This window comes from Pseudoxanthomonas sp. J31, from assembly GCF_000510725.1.
Classification (GTDB): domain Bacteria; phylum Pseudomonadota; class Gammaproteobacteria; order Xanthomonadales; family Xanthomonadaceae; genus Pseudoxanthomonas.
Window position 1 is genome coordinate 111326 of the sequence record NZ_AZNZ01000003.1, and the last position, 17651, is coordinate 128976.

General features: G+C 70.7%; 14 protein-coding genes. 9 read left to right on the top strand and 5 right to left on the bottom strand.

Annotated features, from left to right (window positions below; translation table 11 throughout):
• Positions 1–43 precede the first annotated feature (43 nt).
• Genes PSEJ31_RS0106210 through PSEJ31_RS0106220 form a run of 3 tightly spaced genes read left to right on the top strand, consistent with a single transcriptional unit; the run spans position 44 to position 7848 of the window.
• Complete coding sequence (locus PSEJ31_RS0106210; RefSeq protein ID WP_051403686.1) at positions 44–1189, top strand: efflux RND transporter periplasmic adaptor subunit; 1146 nt, start codon at positions 44–46, stop codon at positions 1187–1189.
• Positions 1189–4761 carry an efflux RND transporter permease subunit gene (locus PSEJ31_RS0106215; protein ID WP_028914954.1) on the top strand — a complete coding sequence of 1191 codons (3573 nt, stop codon included), beginning with the start codon at positions 1189–1191 and terminating at the stop codon, positions 4759–4761. The genes PSEJ31_RS0106210 and PSEJ31_RS0106215 overlap by 1 nt, the downstream gene beginning before the upstream one ends.
• 3 nt (positions 4762–4764) lie before the next feature.
• Positions 4765–7848, top strand: a complete 3084-nt coding sequence (locus tag PSEJ31_RS0106220) for an efflux RND transporter permease subunit (protein WP_028914955.1) — start codon at positions 4765–4767, stop codon at positions 7846–7848.
• Between the two features lie 71 nt (positions 7849–7919).
• Here PSEJ31_RS0106220 and PSEJ31_RS0106225 read toward each other — a convergent pair whose 3' ends face one another.
• From PSEJ31_RS0106225 to ykgO, 5 genes are all read right to left on the bottom strand, one after another.
• Positions 7920–9149, bottom strand: coding sequence for a TraB/GumN family protein (locus tag PSEJ31_RS0106225; protein WP_037034654.1), 1230 nt, complete (start codon positions 9147–9149; stop codon positions 7920–7922).
• 53 nt (positions 9150–9202) lie between these two features.
• The gene (locus tag PSEJ31_RS0106230) at positions 9203–10087 is read right to left on the bottom strand and encodes a carbon-nitrogen hydrolase (protein ID WP_028914957.1); all 885 of its coding nucleotides are present in this window, start codon (positions 10085–10087) and stop codon (positions 9203–9205) included.
• Positions 10088–10198: 111 nt separating this feature from the next.
• A complete protein-coding gene (locus PSEJ31_RS0106235; RefSeq protein WP_019399967.1) occupies positions 10199–11230 on the bottom strand; it encodes an agmatine deiminase family protein in 1032 nt (343 codons plus the stop codon).
• Between the two features lie 123 nt (positions 11231–11353).
• A complete protein-coding gene (locus PSEJ31_RS0106240) occupies positions 11354–11680 on the bottom strand; it encodes a hypothetical protein (RefSeq protein WP_019399968.1) in 327 nt (108 codons plus the stop codon).
• A gap of 176 nt (positions 11681–11856) precedes the next feature.
• Positions 11857–11982 carry a type B 50S ribosomal protein L36 gene (ykgO, locus tag PSEJ31_RS0106245; RefSeq protein WP_010342887.1) on the bottom strand — a complete coding sequence of 42 codons (126 nt, stop codon included), beginning with the start codon at positions 11980–11982 and terminating at the stop codon, positions 11857–11859.
• 176 nt (positions 11983–12158) lie between these two features.
• On the opposite strand from ykgO, the gene cmk reads away from it, so the two are divergent.
• The 6 genes from cmk (at position 12159) to PSEJ31_RS0106275 (ending at position 17635) form a co-directional block, all read left to right on the top strand.
• Positions 12159–12836 carry a (d)CMP kinase gene (cmk, locus tag PSEJ31_RS0106250; RefSeq protein ID WP_028914958.1) on the top strand — a complete coding sequence of 226 codons (678 nt, stop codon included), beginning with the start codon at positions 12159–12161 and terminating at the stop codon, positions 12834–12836.
• A gap of 181 nt (positions 12837–13017) precedes the next feature.
• On the top strand, positions 13018–14706 hold the full coding sequence (gene rpsA / locus PSEJ31_RS0106255; RefSeq protein ID WP_019399533.1) for a 30S ribosomal protein S1: 1689 nt from the start codon (positions 13018–13020) through the stop codon (positions 14704–14706).
• Positions 14707–14787: 81 nt separating this feature from the next.
• Complete coding sequence (locus PSEJ31_RS0106260) at positions 14788–15099, top strand: integration host factor subunit beta (protein ID WP_019399404.1); 312 nt, start codon at positions 14788–14790, stop codon at positions 15097–15099.
• Between the two features lie 67 nt (positions 15100–15166).
• Entirely contained in the window at positions 15167–15466 is a 300-nt protein-coding gene (locus PSEJ31_RS0106265; protein WP_019399403.1) for a lipopolysaccharide assembly protein LapA domain-containing protein, read from the top strand.
• Positions 15467–15470: 4 nt separating this feature from the next.
• Positions 15471–16649, top strand: coding sequence for a lipopolysaccharide assembly protein LapB (gene lapB, locus PSEJ31_RS0106270; protein ID WP_019399402.1), 1179 nt, complete (start codon positions 15471–15473; stop codon positions 16647–16649).
• Positions 16646–17635 carry a glycosyltransferase family 4 protein gene (locus PSEJ31_RS0106275; RefSeq protein ID WP_037034658.1) on the top strand — a complete coding sequence of 330 codons (990 nt, stop codon included), beginning with the start codon at positions 16646–16648 and terminating at the stop codon, positions 17633–17635. Before lapB ends, PSEJ31_RS0106275 begins: the two co-directional genes overlap by 4 nt.
• Positions 17636–17651 lie beyond the last annotated feature (16 nt).

The window sequence follows — 17651 nt, forward strand, 5'->3', positions numbered from 1 at the left end:
TAATCACGCCCCATCGAAGGGGCCAGCGAGCATGGAAAACGACATGGACCGAGCCACTTCCCCCGCCGTGCCCGCCGGGCTGCGCGCCGTCGCTGCCGCCCTGGCGCTTGCCGCCGCCATCACCGCCTGCAAGGGGGGCGAGGGCAAGCCGCCTGCCGCCGCCCAGGGGGAGCAGGCCGCCGCCGACGCCGTCCCGGTCGAAGTGGCCGAGGCCACCCGCCGGCCCATCGCCGCCAGCTACGCCGGCACCGCCGCCCTGGAGCCGCGGGCCGAATCGCAGGTGGTGGCCAAGACCTCCGGCGTGGCGCTGGAGGTGCTGGTCGAGGAGGGCCAGTACGTCAAGGCCGGGCAGCCGCTGGTGCGGCTGGACCCGGACCGTGCCCGCCTGGCCCTGGCCCAGAACGAGGCCCTGGTGCGCAAGCTGGAGAACAACTACAACCGCGCCCGCCAGCTGGTGGCCCAGCAGCTGATCAGCGCCGGCGAGGTCGACCAGATGCGCTACGACCTGGAGCAGGCCCGCGCCGCCTACGACCTGTCGCGGCTGGAGCTGTCCTACACCACGGTGGTGGCGCCGATCTCCGGCGTGGTCGCCTCGCGCGACATCAAGCCGGGCAACTTCGTGCAGATCAACTCGCCGATCATCCGCATCGTCGACAGCAGCCGGCTGGAGGCCACCCTCAACGTGCCGGAGCGGGAAATGGCCAAGCTGCGCGCGGGACAGGCCGTGACCCTGGTCGCCGACGCGCTGCCGGGCCGCAGCTTCTCCGGCGTGGTCGACCGCGTCGCCCCGGTGGTGGACAACGGCACCGGCACCTTCCGCGTGGTGGCTTCCTTCGCCGGCGACGGCGAGCTGACCGCGGGCATGTTCGGCCGCCTGAGCATCAACTACGACCAGCGTGCCGACGCCCTGGTGGTGCCGCGCACGGCGCTGCTGGAGGACGGCGGCGAGCCGGCGGTGTACGTGGTGCGCGACGGCCACGCCGCGCGCGTGGGCCTGAAGCTGGGCTACAGCGAGGGCGGCTGGGTCGAGGTGCGCGAGGGCCTGGCCGAGGGCGACGCCGTGGTGGTCGCCGGCAAGTCGGCCCTGCGCGAGGGCAGCGCCGTGCAGGTGCTGGAGCGTGAGCCGCAGGCCGAGGTCGCCGGCGGCAAGGCACCGGCCCAGGCGGCCGCGGCACAGGCGGCGCGCTGATGGCAACGCACGACGTCCACCAGACGCGCGGATTCGACCTGGTCGAGTTCGCCACCCGCCGCCGGGTCACCATCGCGATGATGACCCTGACCCTGGTGCTGTTCGGCCTGATCTCGCTGTCCAGCCTCAAGGTCGAGCTGCTGCCGGACCTGAGCTATCCCACCCTGACCGTGCGCACCGACTACGAGGGCGCGGCGCCGTCGGAGGTCGAGACCCTGATCTCGCAGCCGGCCGAGGAGGCGCTGGGCGTGGTCAAGGGCCTGCGCAAGCTGCGCTCGATCTCGCGCACCGGCCAGAGCGACGTGGTCCTGGAGTTCGCCTGGGGCACGGACATGCAGCAGGCGGGCCTGGAGGTCCGCGACAAGATGGAGACGCTGCAGCTGCCGCTGGAGGCCAAGCCGCCGGTGCTGTTGCGCTTCAATCCCTCGACCCAGCCGATCATGCGCCTGGCGCTGAGCTCGAAGCAGGAGCCGGCCGACGAGGCCGACGCCGTGCGCCGGCTGATGGAGCTGCGCCGCTACGCCGACGAGGACCTCAAGCGCAGGCTGGAGCCGGTGCCGGGCGTGGCCGCGGTCAAGGTCGGCGGCGGCCTGGAGGACGAGGTCCAGGTCGAGATCGACCAGCGCAAGCTGGCCCAGCTGGGCCTGTCGCTGGACCAGGTGATCGAGCGCCTCAAGCAGGAGAACGTGAACCTGTCCGGCGGCCGCCTGGAGGAGGGCACCCAGCGCTACCTGGTGCGCACGGTCAACCAGTTCTCCTCGGTCGAGCAGATGCGCGAGATGCTGCTGACCACCGCCGGCGGGCAGTCCTCCGCCAACAGCGGAACCGGCGAGAACCGGCAGCTGATGCTGGCCATCCTCGGCAGCCGCGACCCCAACGTGATCGCCGCCCTGCGCGCCGACAACGGCGGCGGCGGCGTGGTCCCGGTGCGGCTGAAGGACGTGGCCGAGGTGCGCCAGGGCTACAAGGAGCGCGAGGCGGTGATCCGCGCCGGCGGCCGCGAGGCGGTCGAGCTGGCGGTCTACAAGGAAGGCGACGCCAATACCGTGGCCACCGCCGACGCGCTGGAAGCGCGCCTGGAGCAGATCCGCAAGCGGATGCCCAAGGACATCGAGCTGTCCGTGGTCGAGGACCAGTCGGTCTTCATCCGCCACGCCGTCAACGACGTGAAGATGGATGCGGTGATCGGCGGCCTGCTGTCGGTGCTGATCATCTTCCTGTTCCTGCGCGACGGCTGGAGCACCTTCGTCATCTCGCTGTCGCTGCCGGTGTCGATCATCACCACGTTCTTCTTCATGGGCCAGCTGGGCCTGAGCCTGAACGTGATGTCGCTGGGCGGCCTGGCCCTGGCCACCGGCCTGGTGGTGGACGACTCGATCGTGGTGCTGGAGTCCATCGCCAAGGCGCGCGAGCGCGGCCTGGGCATCCTCGAGGCGGCGATCACCGGCACCCGCGAGGTGTTCATGGCGGTGGTGGCCTCGACCCTGACCACGATCGCGGTGTTCCTGCCGCTGGTGTTCGTCGAGGGCATCGCCGGCCAGCTGTTCCGCGACCAGGCCCTGACCGTGGCCATCGCCATTGCCGTGTCGCTGGTGGTGTCGATGACCCTGGTGCCGATGCTCAGCTCGCTCAAGGGCCGCCCGCCGCTGGAGTTCCCGGCCGAGCCGGCGCCGCAGGGCGACCGCGTGCTGCGCGTGCTGCGGGTACTGGCCACCCTGGTGGTGCTGGCGATCGGCTACGGCATCGGCAAGGCCATCCTGGGCAAGGCCATGCCCGGCAGCAGCGTCGCCACCTGGGGCGCGCTGGTCCCCGGCCTGCTCCTGGCGGCGGGCTTCTGGTACCTGAAGTCGCTGTTCTACGCGGCCGCCTGGATGGTGGTGCGCGCCTTCCGCATCGTCGCCCGCTTGGCCGGCGGGGTGATGGGCAAGGCCAGCGACGTCGCCATGGCCCCGTACCGCCGCGCCGAGGCCGGCTACCTGCGCATGCTTCCCGGCGCGCTGGAGCGGCCCGGCCTGGTGCTGGGCGGCGCGGCCCTGGCCTTCGCCGCGACCATGGCCACGCTGCCGCTGCTGGGCGTCGACCTGATCCCCCAGCTGGCCCAGGACCGCTTCGAGATGACCGCCAAGCTGCCGCCGGGCACGCCGCTGGCGCAGACCGACGCGCTGGTGCGCGACATCCAGCGCCGGCATGCCGGCGAGCCGGGCGTGCGCCTGCTGTACGGCGTCTCCGGCACCGGCACCCGGCTGGACGCCAGCCCGACCGAGAGCGGCGAGAACATCGGCAAGCTGTCGGTGGTGATGGACGACACCTCGCGCGAGGCCGCGCTGATGGAAACGCTGCGGCAGAGCATGAAGGCGTATCCGTCGGCGCAGGTGGACTTCGCCCGTCCGCAGCTGTTCGCGCTGGCCGCGCCGCTGGAAGTGGAGATCGAGGGCAATGACCTGGAGGCGATCCGGGTGGCCGGCAACAAGCTGGCGGCGATGCTGCGGCAGAACCCCCACTACGCCGACGTCAAGTCGACCGTGGAGCAGGGCTTCCCCGAGATCCAGGTGATCTTCGACCACGACCGCGCCGCGTCCCTGGGCCTGACCACCCGCCAGATCGCCGACGCGGTGGTCAACAAGGTGCGCGGCAACGTCGCAACCCGGTACAGCTTCCGCGACCGCAAGATCGACGTGCTGGTGCGGGTGCGCGAGTCCGAGCGCTCCTCGGTGGACGACATCCGCCGGCTGATCGTCAATCCCGCCGGCTCCAACCCGATCGAGCTGGGTTCGGTGGCCGAGGTGGTGGCCACCACCGGCCCCAGCGAGATCCACCGCGCCGACCAGCGCCGGGTGGCGATCGTCTCGGCCAACCTGCGCGACATCGACCTGGGCACGGCCGTCGCCGAGGTCCAGCAGATGGTGGCGGAGAACCCGCTGGGCGCCGACGTGGGCATGCGCATCGGCGGCCAGGGCGAGGAGCTGGGCGAGTCGTTGCGTTCGCTGCTGTTCGCCTTCGGCCTGGCGGTGTTCCTGGTCTACCTGGTGATGGCCTCGCAGTTCGAGTCGCTGCTGCACCCGTTCGTCATCCTGTTCACCATCCCGCTGGCCCTGGTCGGCGCGATCGGCGCGCTGCTGCTGACCGGCTCGCCGGTGTCGGTGGTGGTGTCGATCGGCCTGATCCTGCTGGTGGGCCTGGTGGTGAAGAACGCGATCATCCTGATCGACAAGGTCAACCAGCTGCGCGAGGCCGGCGTGGCCAAGCGCGAGGCCCTGGTCGAGGGCGCGCGCTCGCGCCTGCGCCCGATCATGATGACCACGCTGACGGCGGTGTTCGGCTTCATGCCGCTGGCGCTGGCCTTCGGCGAGGGCGCGGAGGTGCGTTCGCCGATGGCGATCACCGTGATCGGCGGCCTGCTGGTCTCGACCCTGCTGACCCTGGTGGTGATCCCGGTGGTGTACGACCTGCTGGACCGCAAGCCCGACGGCTACTACGTCGAGCGCGGCCAGCGCTCGCGCCGCGAGGCGCTGCAGGCCGAGCAGGTGCTGGCCCGCGAGCACGACCCGATCGGCGGCGGCGCGGAGGCCTGATCGATGAACATCACCGAGCTGTCCATCCGCCGCCCGGTCACCACCATCATGCTGTTCGTGTCGATGGTGGTGATCGGCCTGATCGCCGCGTTCCGGCTGCCGCTGGAGGCCGAGCCGGAGGCCACGATCCCGTTCTTCTTCGTCTGGCTGCCATACGAGGGCTCGACCCCGGAGGAGATCGAGCGCAACGTGCTGCGGCCGGTGGAGGAGGCGCTGGCCACCATGCCCGGCATCCGCACCATGAACTCGCGCGCCAACGCCGAGAGCGCGCAGATCCAGGTGGAGTTCAGCGACTGGGACCGCGACATCGCGATCGCAGCGTCCGAGGCGCGCGAGCGCATCGACGCCATCCGCGACGAGCTGCCGGACGACTTCCGCCGCTACTACGTCTACCGTTGGACCACCTCCGACCGCGAGGCGATGAGCCTGCGCCTGACCAGCGAGGAGGACCTCACCTCGCGCGCCGACCTGATCGAACAGACGATCAAGCGGCGGCTGGAGCGCATCCCCGGCGTGGCCCGGATCGAGGTCGAGGGCGTGGCCAGCCAGGAAGTGCTGGTGGCGCTGGACAAGGACCGCCTGAGCGCCCACGGCGTGGCGCTCAACGAGCTGGTGCAGCGGCTGCAGGCGGCCAACTTCTCGGTCTCCGCCGGGCAGATCACCGAGGCCGGGCGCCGCCTGCGGGTGCAGCCGCGCGGCGAGCTGCAGGAGCTGCAGGCGCTGCGCGACCTGCCGGTCAACGGCAAGGGTGTGCGGCTGTCGGACATCGCCGAGGTATCCCTGCAGCCGCAGCGCATGGACTACGTGCGGCAGATGGACGGCCGGCCCAGCGTGGCGGTGGACGTCTACAAGGAGCGCGCGGCCAACCTGGTCGACCTGTCGCGCGCCGTGCGCAAGGAAGTGGAGGCGCTGGCGCAGGACCCGGCCATGCGCGGCATCGGCATCGAGGTCACCGACGACCAGGGCCAGGCGGTGACCAGCTCGCTGGCGGCGCTGGCCGAGGCCGGCGCGATCGGCCTGGTGCTGGCGGTGATCGTGCTCTACGCGTTCCTGCGGCACTGGCCGTCCACCCTGATGGTGAGCCTGGCGATCCCGATCTGCTTCACCATGACCCTGGGCTTCATGTACTTCGCCGGCATCACCCTCAACATCATCTCGATGATGGGCCTGCTGCTGGCGGTGGGCATGCTGGTGGACAACGCCGTGGTGGTGGTGGAGAGCATCTACCAGGAGCGGGAGAAGTACCCCGACCGCCAGGCCCTGGCCTCGGTCATCGGCACCCGCCACGTGGCCATCGCGCTGTCGGCCGGCACCCTGTGCCATTGCGTGGTGTTCCTGCCGATGCTGTTCGGCGAGAAGAACATCATCAGCATCTACCTGGGCCAGCTGGCGGTGACGATTTCGGTCTCGCTGCTGGCGTCCTGGCTGGTGGCCATCAGCCTCATCCCGATGCTGTCGGCGCGGATGAAGACCCCGCCGGCGGTGAAGTCGCCGCTGATCACCCGGCTGCAGGAGCGCTATGCGCGGACCCTGCGCTGGAGCCTGCAGCACCGCGGCTGGAGCGTGGCCGGCATCGTGCTGATCACCCTGGCCAGCATCGTGCCGATCACCCAGAGCAAGGGCAGCGGCGACGACCGGTCGCCGGACGAGATCAACATCTTCTACCAGTGGAAGGGCGCCTACTCGAAGGAGGAGATGGGCCGCGAGGTGGCGCGCGTGGAGGCGTTCATCAACGCCAACCGCGAGGAGTTCAAGGTGGATCGGGTGTACAGTCGCTACAGCGAGCAGGGCTGGGCCTACACCCGCCTGTACCTGGGCATCGACGACCTGGAGCTGAGCAAGGAGATCGAGGAGAAGATCCGCAAGGGCCTGCCGCAGTCGGCCCGCGCCAAGATCGGCATCGGCTGGCCCGGCGGCTCGGGCAACCAGGGGCAGGGCGTGAACTTCGCCCTGGTCGGCGATTCCTCGCAGGTGCTGGAGGACCTGGCCGCGGACATCGTGCCGCTGCTGTCGCGCAACCCCAAGCTGCGCGACGTGCGCGTGGACACCGGCGACGCCAACACCGAGCTGTCGGTCCGGGTGGACCGCGAGCGCGCGGCCGCGTACGGCTTCAGTGCCCAGCAGGTGGCCCAGTACGTCGGCATGGCCCTGCGCGGCTCCTCGCTGCGCGACTTCCACCGCGAGGACGTGGAGATCCCGGTCAACGTGCGCTTCGCCGGCGCCGACCACTATGGCGTCGAGGACCTCGCCTCGTTCATGGTGCGCGCGCCCAACGGCACCGAGATCCCGCTGCTGGCGATGGTCGACGTCGGCGTCAACCCGTCCGCCACCTCGATCCAGCGCTTCAACCGGCAGACCATGCTGCGCATCGAGGCCGGGCTGGCCAAGGACGTGGCGGTGGCCGACGCGCGCAAGGCGATCGAGCAGGCGCTGGAGGCGGTGCAGTTCCCGCCGGGCTACGGCTACACCTTCGACAGCGCCAGCTTCAACATCAACTTCGACGGCATGTCGCAGATGCTGCGCGCGATCATCATCGCGCTGGTGCTGATGCTGGTGATCATGGCGGCGGTGTTCGAGTCGATGCTGTTCCCGAGCGCGATCATGTCCTGCGTGCTGTTCTCGATCTTCGGCGTGTACTGGCTGTTCTGGCTCACCGGCACCGAGATGGGGATCATGGCGGTGATCGGCATCCTGGTGCTGATGGGCGTGGTCGTGAACAACGGCATCGTGATGATCGAGCACATCAACAACCTGCGCCGGCGCGGGCTGCCGCGCACCGAGGCGCTGGTGGAGGGCAGCCGCGAACGCCTGCGCCCGATCATGATGACCATGGGCACGGCGATCCTGGCGATGATCCCGATCGCGCTGAACACCCAGACCGTCGACGGCATGCCGCCGTACTACCCGATGGCGCGCGCCATCGCCGGCGGCCTGGCGTTCTCCACCGTGGTCAGCCTGCTGTTCCTGCCGACCATCTACGCGATCCTGGACGACCTGCGCACCGCCACCTCGCGCCTGGTGCGCAGGGCGCGCGGGCTGGACGGGGGCGGCGCGGCCGCCAGCGTGCCGGCCGCGGTGGCGGAGTAGGTCCGCCGCCCGGCAACGGAAAAGCCCGGCGCAAGCCGGGCTTTTTCCTTTCCCGCCGGGAGAGGGAGGCCTCAGCCGACGAGCTTGCCGAGCATGCGCAGGCCGCCGGTCCACACCCCGATCGCGGTGCCCAGGCTGGTGAGGAAGAAGTTGAGCAGGATGCGCGCCACACGGTTGCGCCACCAGCCCTTGAGGGTCTGCACGTCGTCGCGCAGGGCCATGAAGTCGGCGTAGGTGGGCTTGCGCAGGGTCGCCTCGACGAAGGCACTGACCGTGCCGGAGGCCAGCGCCGGGTGCAGCGGGGTCAGCGGCGAGGCGACGAAGGCGGCGAGGATGCTCAGCGGGTGGCCGCCGGCGATGGCGCAGCCCAGCGCGCCGAGCAGGCCGGTGGCCAGCACCCATTGCAGCAGCAAGTCGGCGCCGACGTCGATGCCGCCCTGCCAGATGCCCCAGGCGAAGCCGCCCAGCAGGAAGGCGCCGATGATGGTCTCCATCCACGGGAACCCGGACTTCTCGCGCACCGCCTCCAGTTCGCCCATGACCCCGGCCGGTTCCTCCTGGTCCTCGGCCAGGTGCCGCGCCAGGCCGGGCAGGTGGCCGGCGCCGACCACCGCCAGCACGTGGGCGGCATCGCGCTCCTGGCGCAGGCGCGCGGCCATGTAGCGGTCGCGCTCGGCGATCACGGTCTCGTACAGCGCCGGGCTGTGGCTGGCGAACTCGCTGAAGCTGGCCTCCAGCATGTCGCCCTGCTTGAGCTTCTCGATCTCGTCGTCGCCGACTTCCTCGTCGCCGAACATCGCCACCAGGATGCCGGCCCCGGTCCGGGCGCGGCCCCACCAGCCCAGCCGCTGCATCGCGCGGCGGAAGGTCAGGCCGACCTCGCGGTCGATCAGCTTCACCGGCAGGCCGAGGGCGCGTGCGTCCTCCACGGCGGCCTTCAGTTCCGCGCCCGGCTCCACGTCCAGCTGTTCGGCCAGGCGCCGCTGGTAGGTGGACAGCGCCAGGTTGGCGGCGAACACGTGGGTCTTGCCGTCGCGGATCACCTGCACGATGTCCATCTTGGCCAGCAGGTCCGGGTCGGTCAGCGACTGCAGGCGGCCGGCGTCCAGCTCCACCGCGATCGCGTCGTAGCGGCCGCTGGCCACTGCCGCGCGCACCGCCTCGACGCTGGCGCGGGAGACGTGCGCTGTGCCCAGCAGGGTGTAGCGGACGCCGTCGCGCTCGACCACGCGCACGGGCTGGCCCGCCAGCGGATCGGCAGGAGCGGGCGCGGACTCGGGCAGGGATTGGATCGTGGTCATGGCGGGCTGGCGGTGGCCGGAAGGTGGGAGTCGCGGCAGGCGGGGCCGGCCCGTCAGTCGATGTAGCGCTTGAGCAGGTCGCCGTAGGCGTCGATCCGGCGGTCGCGCAGGAACGGCCAGATCCGGCGCACGTGCTCGCTGCGCTGCAGGTCGACCTCGCACACCAGCACGGTGGCGTCCTCGCCGGCCTGGGCCAGGAATTCGCCCTGCGGCCCCAGCACGTGGCTGTTGCCCCAGAACCGGATGCCCGAGGCGCCCAGCGGCGAGGGCTCGTGGCCGACGCGGTTGCAGGACAGCACCGGCAGGCCGTTGGCCACGGCATGGCCGCGGTGGCTGAGGATCCAGGCGTTGCGCTGGCGGTCCTTCTCGTCCTGGGCGTCGTCCGGGTCCCAGCCGATGGCGGTGGGGTAGAGCAGCAGCTCGGCGCCGGCCAGCGCCATCAGCCGCGCCGCTTCCGGGTACCACTGGTCCCAGCACACCAGCACGCCGAGGCGGCCGACCGAGGTGTCGATCGGCCGGAAGCCGATGTCGCCCGGGGTGAAGTAGAACTTCTCGTAGAAGCCCGGGTCGTCCGGGATGTGCATCTTGCGGTACTTGCCGGCCAGGCTGCCGTCCTTCTCCAGCACCACCGCGGTGTTGTGGTAGAGGCCGGCGGCGCGGCGCTCGAACAGCGAGCCGACGATGACCACGCCGTGCTTCTTCGCCAGCGCACCCAGGCGCTCGGTGCTGGGGCCGGGGATCGGCTCGGCCAGGTCGAACTCGCCCACCGACTCGTGCTGGCAGAAGTAGGCGCCGTTGTGCAGCTCCTGCAGCAGCACCAGCTGCGCGCCGAGCGCGGCGGCCTCGGCCACGCGCGCTTCGATCGCGGCCAGGTTGGCTTCGGCGTCGCCCTGGTTGCGTTCCTGGACCAGGGCGACGGTGAGGGTCTTGCGGTTCATGGGGAAGGCGTCGTCTTGCGTAGCGGAAAGGGATGGTAACCCGCGCCCCGCGCACGGGGCCTGAAGCCACGCGCGCGGGGCAGGCATCGCGGCGGGCGCGAGGGGACCTGTTTAGTGGCCGAGGCCCGCCGGCAGCTGCATGCTGATGCAGTGCAGGCTGCCGTTCTGCCAGATCAGCGGGCGGCAGGGTACCTGCACGATCTCGCGGCCCGGGAAGGCCTGCGCCAGCACCGCGGCGGCGGCTTCGTCGGCCGGATCGCCGTAGGCCGGCATCAGCACCGCGCCATTGATGACCAGGAAGTTGGCGTAGGAGGCGGCCAGGCGGCGGCCCTCGTCGATCACCGGCGCCGCCCACGGCAGCGGGAACAGGCGGTACGGACGGCCGTCGGCGGTGCGCAGCGCGGCGATCTCGTCCGCCATCGCCTTCAGTTCGGCGTAGTGGCTATCGCCCTGGTCGTCGCAGGCCTGGAACACGATGGCGTCGCCGGGGGCGAAGCGGGCGAGGGTGTCGATATGGGCGTCGGTGTCGTCGCCCTCCAGGTAGCCGTGGTCGAGCCATAGCACCCGGTCCTGGGCCAGCCAGCCGGCCAGCTTCGCCGACAGCTCCTCGCGGCTGGCCTGCGGGTGGCGCTCGTGCAGGCAGCGCCAGGTGGTCAGCAGGGTGCCGGCGCCGTCGGTCTCGATGCCGCCGCCTTCCAGGGCGAAATCGATGCGCTGGTGCACGGCGTCGCCGAACAGGCCCTGGGCGGCCAGCGCCTGGACCAGGCGGTCGTCACGCCCGGCCTCGAACTTGCCGCCCCAGGCGGTGAAGCGGAAGTCCAGCACGCGGAAGCCGTCGCCCTCGCGCAGGGTGATCGGGCCGGAATCGCGCAGCCAGGTGTCGTCGTAGTCGAACGGGATGAAGCGCACCCGCTCCATGTCGATCCGGGCCGAGCGCAGCCGCGCCTCCGCATAGGTCTCCACGTCGTCGTCGGCCACGCAGATCCAGGCGTCCTGGAAGCGGGTGATCGCGGCAACCAGGGCGATGTAGGTTTCCTCGACCTCGCCCAGGCGCTCGGCCCAGTCGGTGCCGGCGTGCGGCCAGGCGATCAGGATCGCGGACTGGGGTTCCCACTCCGCGGGGAAGCGCAGGTTCTCGGTCATTCGTTCGGGTCGTGCAGGCCCGGCACGGCCGGGCGGGGATGGGGGACGCAGCGGCGCTGCGGACGGTGCCGGCCGCGCGGCCGGCGCAGAAGGCGCGCTCCGCCGGAGCGGGGCGCGGGAGGATCAGCGGACCGGCGGCTTGGGACCGATCTCGTTCGGCGAAGCCTTGTGCGCGACCACGTCGATCACCCGGTCCTTCTCGAAGTAGACCACGTAGTCCGGGTAGACCCAGCGGTGGATCGCCGGCCACTGCTTCTTCTGGCCGCCGCGCGGGTCCAGCTTCTCCTGCGGCGCGCCGAAGCGGGCCTCGACCTCGGCCATGCTCAGGCCGCGTTCCGGCTTTGCCGCCAGCGGCTTGTCGACCCGCTCGATCAGCAGGGTATCCGCCTGCGCGGCGGCCGACAGGCCGGCCAGCGCGAGCAGGGACAGGACTTGGAAGCGGTGCTTCATCGTGGTGTCTCCCCGGACAGTGGTCCGCCTGGCCAGGGCGGCCGGCGGGTGCAGGGCCGATTGTAAGCAGAACGCGGGCCGCTGCGGCGCGTGTTTCCATGGGCCCGGAAACGCGAAAGGCCGCATCGCTGCGGCCTTCCCGTACAAGCCGGCGGCCGGGCGGCCGCCTGCCGGCTTCAGCGCTGGCGGGCCTTGAAGCGCGGGTTGGACTTGCAGATCACGAAGACCTTGCCGCGGCGGCGGACCACCTTGCAGTCGCGGTGACGGGCCTTCGCCGACTTCAGGGAGGACAGGACTTTCATGACACACCTCGGAGGACGACGGATTGGGAAGCCAGGGCCGATTGGCCGAGGCATGAAAATAAGCCCGTCATTCTACCCATGATTCCGGAGCCGGTTCAAGCAGTTGCAGCGAAAGCCCGGGGGCGGGGGCGGGCGCGGCTACAATTCCGCTCCCCCACAGCCCCGCGGAGCCGCCGATGTCCCAGCCAGTCCCCGTCCTCACCATCGATGGTCCTTCCGGGGCGGGCAAGGGCACGGTGAGCCGGATCGTGGCCGGTCGCCTGGGCTGGCACTACCTGGATTCGGGGGCACTGTACCGGGCGGTGGGCGTGGCGGCCAGCTGGGCCGACCTGGACCTGGCGGACCCGTCGGCCCTGGTCCGCTGCACCTTCGACACCGCCATCGAGTTCCGCGACGGGTCGGAAGGGCTGCGGGTGCTGGTCAACGGCACCGACGCCACCTCCGAACTGCGGCTGGAGACCACCGGCGCGGTGGCCTCGGCGATCGCCGCCATCCCCGAGGTGCGCGAGGCGCTGAAGGAGCGCCAGCGCGCGTTCCGGCGCCCGCCGGGCCTGGTCGCGGACGGCCGCGACATGGGCACGGTGATCTTCCCGGATGCCACCGCCAAGGTGTTCCTGACCGCCAGCGCCGAGGAGCGCGCCCGTCGCCGCCATAACCAGTTGAAGGAAAAAGGGGTTTCGGTTACCTTTGACGGTCTGCTGCGGGAGATCCTCGCCCGCGACGCCCGCGACGCCCAGCGCACGGTCGCCCCGCTGAAGCCGGCCGAAGACGCCGTCCTCATCGACACGACCGGGCTTGGCATCGACGAGGTGGTGGAACGCGTGCTGGCCCTGGTGCCGAAGCACGCGGCCTGAGCGGCCACCCGGCCGCCGCGGAAACAGCAGAAACGGCGCATCCCGCGCCAGGTCCCGCCGCGGAACGCGGCGGGGGTCCATCAACCAACCACACAGGGCGCCGGTACGGGCCTGCTACAGGGGGACGGGGCGGCCATCGGGTGATGGGGCTCCGTCCGTGTGTTCAACCGAGTATTCACTAATGACCGAATCTTTTGCCGAGCTGTTCGAACAGAGCCAGGCCAACCTGGCGAAGCTGAAGCCGGGCGCCATCGTCACCGGTACCGTCGTGGACGTCCGCGGCGACGTGGTGGTGATCAACGCCGGACTGAAGTCCGAAGGCATCGTGCCGATCGAGCAGTTCCGTAACGAGAACGGCGAGATCGACGTTGGCGTGGGCGACCAGGTCAAGGTCGCGCTCGACTCGATCGAGAACGGCTTCGGCGAGACCGTGCTGTCGCGCGAGAAGGCCAAGCGCGCGATGGTGTGGGACGAGCTGGAAGAGGCGCTGGAGAAGAACGAGACCATCACCGGCCGCATCAGCGGCAAGGTCAAGGGTGGTTTCACCGTCGACATCAAGGACGTCCGCGCGTTCCTGCCGGGCTCGCTGGTCGACGTCCGTCCGGTGCGCGATCCGGCCTACCTGGAAGGCAAGGAGCTGGAGTTCAAGCTCATCAAGCTGGACCGCAAGCGCAACAACGTGGTCGTCTCCCGCCGCGCGGTGGTCGAGAGCGAGCACTCCGAGGAGCGCGAGCAGCTGCTGGAGAAGCTGGTCGAGGGCGCCAAGCTCAAGGGCGTGGTCAAGAACCTGACCGACTACGGCGCCTTCGTGGACCTGGGCGGCATCGACGGCCTGCTGCACATCACCGACATGGCGTGGAAGCGCGTGCGCCATCCGTCCGAGGTGGTCAACGTCGGCGACGAGCTGGAAGTGCGCGTGCTGAAGTTCGACCGCGAGCGCAACCGCGTCTCGCTGGGCCTGAAGCAGCTGGGCGAGGATCCGTGGGAGAACATCTCCCGCCGCTATCCGGCCAACAGCCGCGTGTTCGGCAAGGTCTCCAACGTCACCGACTACGGCGCGTTCGTCGAGATCGAGCCGGGCGTCGAGGGCCTGGTGCACGTGTCCGAGATGGACTGGACCAACAAGAACGTCAACCCGTCCAAGGTCGTGCAGGTTGGCGACGAGGTCGAGGTCATGGTCCTGGACGTGGACGAGGAGCGCCGCCGCATCTCGCTGGGCATGAAGCAGGTCGCCGCCAACCCGTGGGAGACCTTCGCCGCCATCCACAAGAAGGGCGACAAGGTCACCGGCCAGATCAAGTCCATCACCGACTTCGGCATCTTCATCGGCCTGGAAGGCGGCATCGACGGCCTGGTCCACCTGTCCGACATCAGCTGGAACACCACCGGCGAGGACGTGCTGCGCAACTTCAAGAAGGGTGACACCCTGGACGCCGTCGTCCTGGCCGTCGACCCGGAGCGCGAGCGCATCTCGCTGGGCCTGAAGCAGATGGAGCAGGATCCGTTCGGCCAGTACATGGCCGCGCACCCGAAGGGCTCCAAGGTCGAGGGCGTGGTGAAGGAAGTCGACGCCAAGGGCGCCGTGGTCGAGCTGGCCGACGGCATCGAGGGCTACGTCGCCGCGCGCGACATCGCCAACGAGCGCGTGGACGACGCCACCCAGTACCTGAAGGTCGGCGACAAGGTCGAGGCCAAGTTCGTGGGCATGGACCGCAAGGGCCGTACCCTGCAGCTGTCGATCAAGGCCAAGGACGAGGCCGAGACCGCCGAGGCCCTGGCCGAGTACAACAAGGCCGCCGCCGAGGCTGCCGCCGGCACCACCAGCCTGGGCGCGCTGCTGCGTGCGCAGCTGGGCAACAAGTCCGAGTAATACCCGCCAGCGTGAATGGCCCCGCGGCGACCCGGCGATCCCGGGTCGCCGCGGCGTATCCGCCCGCTTCCATAGTCCGAGATGACCAAGTCCGAACTGATCGAGATCCTGGCTCGCCGCCAGTCGCACCTGAAGGCCGAGGACGTCGACCTCGCCGTCAAGTCGCTGCTGGAGATGATGGCCGGTTCGCTGGCTTCGGGTGAGCGCATCGAGATCCGCGGTTTCGGGAGCTTCTCGCTGCACTACCGTCCGCCGCGCATCGGCCGCAACCCCAAGACCGGGGAGGCCGTGGCCCTGCCGGGCAAGTACGTGCCGCATTTCAAGGCCGGCAAGGAGCTGCGCGAGCGGGTGAGCGACGTCGTGCCCGCCCCGTCCGAGCCGCAGGACGCCTGACCGGCCGCGCCGCGCCGGCCCCGGTCGGCTAAGCTTGGGGGCGATCCGCGCACCGGAGCCTCCGCCCATGAACATCCTCCGCCTGCTGGTCCTGCTCGCCTTCGTCGCGATCGGGCTGGTGGTGGGATCGCTCAATTCGCAGCGCCTCCGCCTCGACTTCGGCCTGGCCGAGGTCTCCACCACATCGGGCATCGCCATCGTCGTCGCGCTGCTGGCCGGCGTGCTGCTGGGCGGCGGCCTGGTCGTGGCCAGCACCGTGCTGCCGCTGCACGCCCGCCTGCGCCGCCTCGAGCGGGCACGCAATGGCGCCAGTGCGCCGGCGGTCGATGGCCTCCACACACCGGCACCCCACCGGGAAGGCAACTAAGCAAATGGAATTCCTCAACGAGTGGTTCTGGTTCTTCCTGTTCCTGCCGCTTGCGGCGCTCACCGGCTGGGTGGTCGGCCGCAGGGGAGGGCAGCGCCACGGTGACACCCAGGTCAGCCGGCTTTCCGGCACCTACTTCCGCGGCCTGAACTACCTGCTCAACGAGCAGCCCGACAAGGCGATCGAGCTGTTCCTGCACATCGCCGAACTGGACAAGGAAACCTTCGAGACCCAGCTGGCCCTGGGCCACCTGTTCCGCCGCCGCGGCGAGGTCGACCGCGCCATCCGCCTGCACCAGGGCCTGGTCCAGCGCACCGACCTGTCCGACGCCCAGCGCGTGCAGGCGCTGCTGGCGCTGGGCGAGGACTACATGAAGTCCGGCCTGCTCGACCGCGCCGAAACCGTGTTCGCCGACCTGGCCCGCATCGACCAGCGCGCGCCGCAGGCGCTCAAGCACCTGATCGGCATCTACCAGGCCGAGCGCGACTGGGAGAAGGCGATCGACAACGCCATGCGCTTCGAGGAAGTGACCGGCGAGCCGATGGGCAAGCTGGTGGCGCAGTTCGAGTGCGAGCTGGCCGAGCGCCACCGCGCCAACGGCGACCTGGACGCCGCCCGCGCGGCGATCGCGCGCGCCTACCAGGCCGACGCCACATGCGTGCGCGCCGGCATCCTCGAGGGCCGCATCGAAGCCAGCGCGAACAACCCCGAGGGCGCGATCCGCGCCTTCGAGCGCGCCGCGCGCCACGACCCGGACTACCTGCCGGAGCTACTGCCGGGCCTGCTCACCGCCTACGCCCAGGTCGGCGACACCGCCGGCGCGCGCGCGTTCCTGGCCGAGATGAGCGAGCACTACCGCGGCATCGCCCCGGTGCTGGCCCTGACCCACCTGATCGAACAGCAGGAGGGCGCGGTGGCCGCGCGCGACTACCTGGGCCGCCAGCTCAAGGACCGCCCCTCGGTGCGCGGCGAGGCCGCCCTGATCGACCTGACCCTCGCGGTCGGCGCCGACAGCACCGCGACCCTGCACGACCTCAAGCACATCACCGACCAGCTGCTGGTGCGCAATCCCAGCTACCGCTGCACCCGCTGCGGCTTCGGTGCCCGCACCCACCACTGGCAGTGCCCGAGCTGCAAGGAGTGGGGCACGGTCAAGCCGCTGCTGAACTACGCCGTGGTATGAGCACGCCAGCGGTGCTGTGGACCAGCCTGGCGCTGGCCGCGGTGTCGGCCCTGGGCACCTGGCTCACCCTGCGCTACGCGCGCCGGCGCCTGCTCGACCTGCCGGGCGAGCGCCGCAGCCACACCGTGCCGACGCCGCGCGGCGGCGGCCTGGGCATCACCATCGCGCTGCTGGCCGGCACCGCGCTGGCGGTTGCCGGCGGCGTGCTGGCCCCGCTCCCGGCGCTGGCCTTCGCCGCCGGCCTGCTGCTGGTGGCCGGGATCGGCTGGATCGACGACCACCGCCCGCTGTCGCCGTGGTCGCGGCTGGCGGTGCAGTGCCTGGCCGGGCTGGTGCTGGCGGCCGGCCTGTACGCGGGGCAGGGCGACTGGCGCTGGGCGCTGCTGGCCTGTGCCGCGGTGCCGGTCCTGGTCAACGTCTGGAACTTCATGGACGGGATCGACGGCATCGCCACCAGCCAGGCGATGATCGCGCTGGCGACCTTCGCCTTCCTCGCGCCGCCGGTGGCCGCGCTGGCCTGGGGGGCGTTCGCCGCCTGCTGCGGCTTCCTGCCGTTCAACTATCCGCGGGCGCGGATCTTCCTGGGCGATGTCGGCTCAGGCACCCTCGGCTACCTGTTGGCGGCGATGGTGGCCTGGACCGCGCCGGCGCTGGCCCGCGAGGGCGGGGCCCTGCAGCCGCTGTTCCTGCTGCTGCCGCTGTCGACGTTCCTGGTCGATGCCTCGCTCACCCTGGGCCGGCGGGTCCTGCGCGGGGAGCGCTGGTGGCTCCCACATGTATCGCACCTGTACCAGCGTTGGGCCAAGCGTGCGGGCAGTCACGTTCGGGTTAGCCAGGGGTACGGTCTGTTCAGTCTGCTGGCAGGTTGGGTCGCGTATGGTGCCCACGCGTCTGGAACGGTTCGTCCGGCCGCCGTCGCGGGCACCTGGCTCGCATTGGCGGTCGTGCTGTGGCTGCTCCAGGGGAGGCGCATCCAGCACACCTGACAGGACCGTCGCATCC

Coding starts and splice junctions, on each gene's coding strand:
- PSEJ31_RS0106265 (WP_019399403.1), top strand. CDS start 15,167: ATGAACATCCTCCGCCTGCTGGTCCTGCTCGCCTTCGTCGCGATCGGG.
- cmk (WP_028914958.1), top strand. CDS start 12,159: ATGTCCCAGCCAGTCCCCGTCCTCACCATCGATGGTCCTTCCGGGGCG.
- PSEJ31_RS0106260 (WP_019399404.1), top strand. CDS start 14,788: ATGACCAAGTCCGAACTGATCGAGATCCTGGCTCGCCGCCAGTCGCAC.
- PSEJ31_RS0106235 (WP_019399967.1), bottom strand. CDS start 11,230: ATGACCGAGAACCTGCGCTTCCCCGCGGAGTGGGAACCCCAGTCCGCG.
- PSEJ31_RS0106210 (WP_051403686.1), top strand. CDS start 44: ATGGACCGAGCCACTTCCCCCGCCGTGCCCGCCGGGCTGCGCGCCGTC.
- PSEJ31_RS0106215 (WP_028914954.1), top strand. CDS start 1,189: ATGGCAACGCACGACGTCCACCAGACGCGCGGATTCGACCTGGTCGAG.
- PSEJ31_RS0106220 (WP_028914955.1), top strand. CDS start 4,765: ATGAACATCACCGAGCTGTCCATCCGCCGCCCGGTCACCACCATCATG.
- lapB (WP_019399402.1), top strand. CDS start 15,471: ATGGAATTCCTCAACGAGTGGTTCTGGTTCTTCCTGTTCCTGCCGCTT.
- ykgO (WP_010342887.1), bottom strand. CDS start 11,982: ATGAAAGTCCTGTCCTCCCTGAAGTCGGCGAAGGCCCGTCACCGCGAC.
- rpsA (WP_019399533.1), top strand. CDS start 13,018: ATGACCGAATCTTTTGCCGAGCTGTTCGAACAGAGCCAGGCCAACCTG.
- PSEJ31_RS0106240 (WP_019399968.1), bottom strand. CDS start 11,680: ATGAAGCACCGCTTCCAAGTCCTGTCCCTGCTCGCGCTGGCCGGCCTG.
- PSEJ31_RS0106275 (WP_037034658.1), top strand. CDS start 16,646: ATGAGCACGCCAGCGGTGCTGTGGACCAGCCTGGCGCTGGCCGCGGTG.
- PSEJ31_RS0106225 (WP_037034654.1), bottom strand. CDS start 9,149: ATGACCACGATCCAATCCCTGCCCGAGTCCGCGCCCGCTCCTGCCGAT.
- PSEJ31_RS0106230 (WP_028914957.1), bottom strand. CDS start 10,087: ATGAACCGCAAGACCCTCACCGTCGCCCTGGTCCAGGAACGCAACCAG.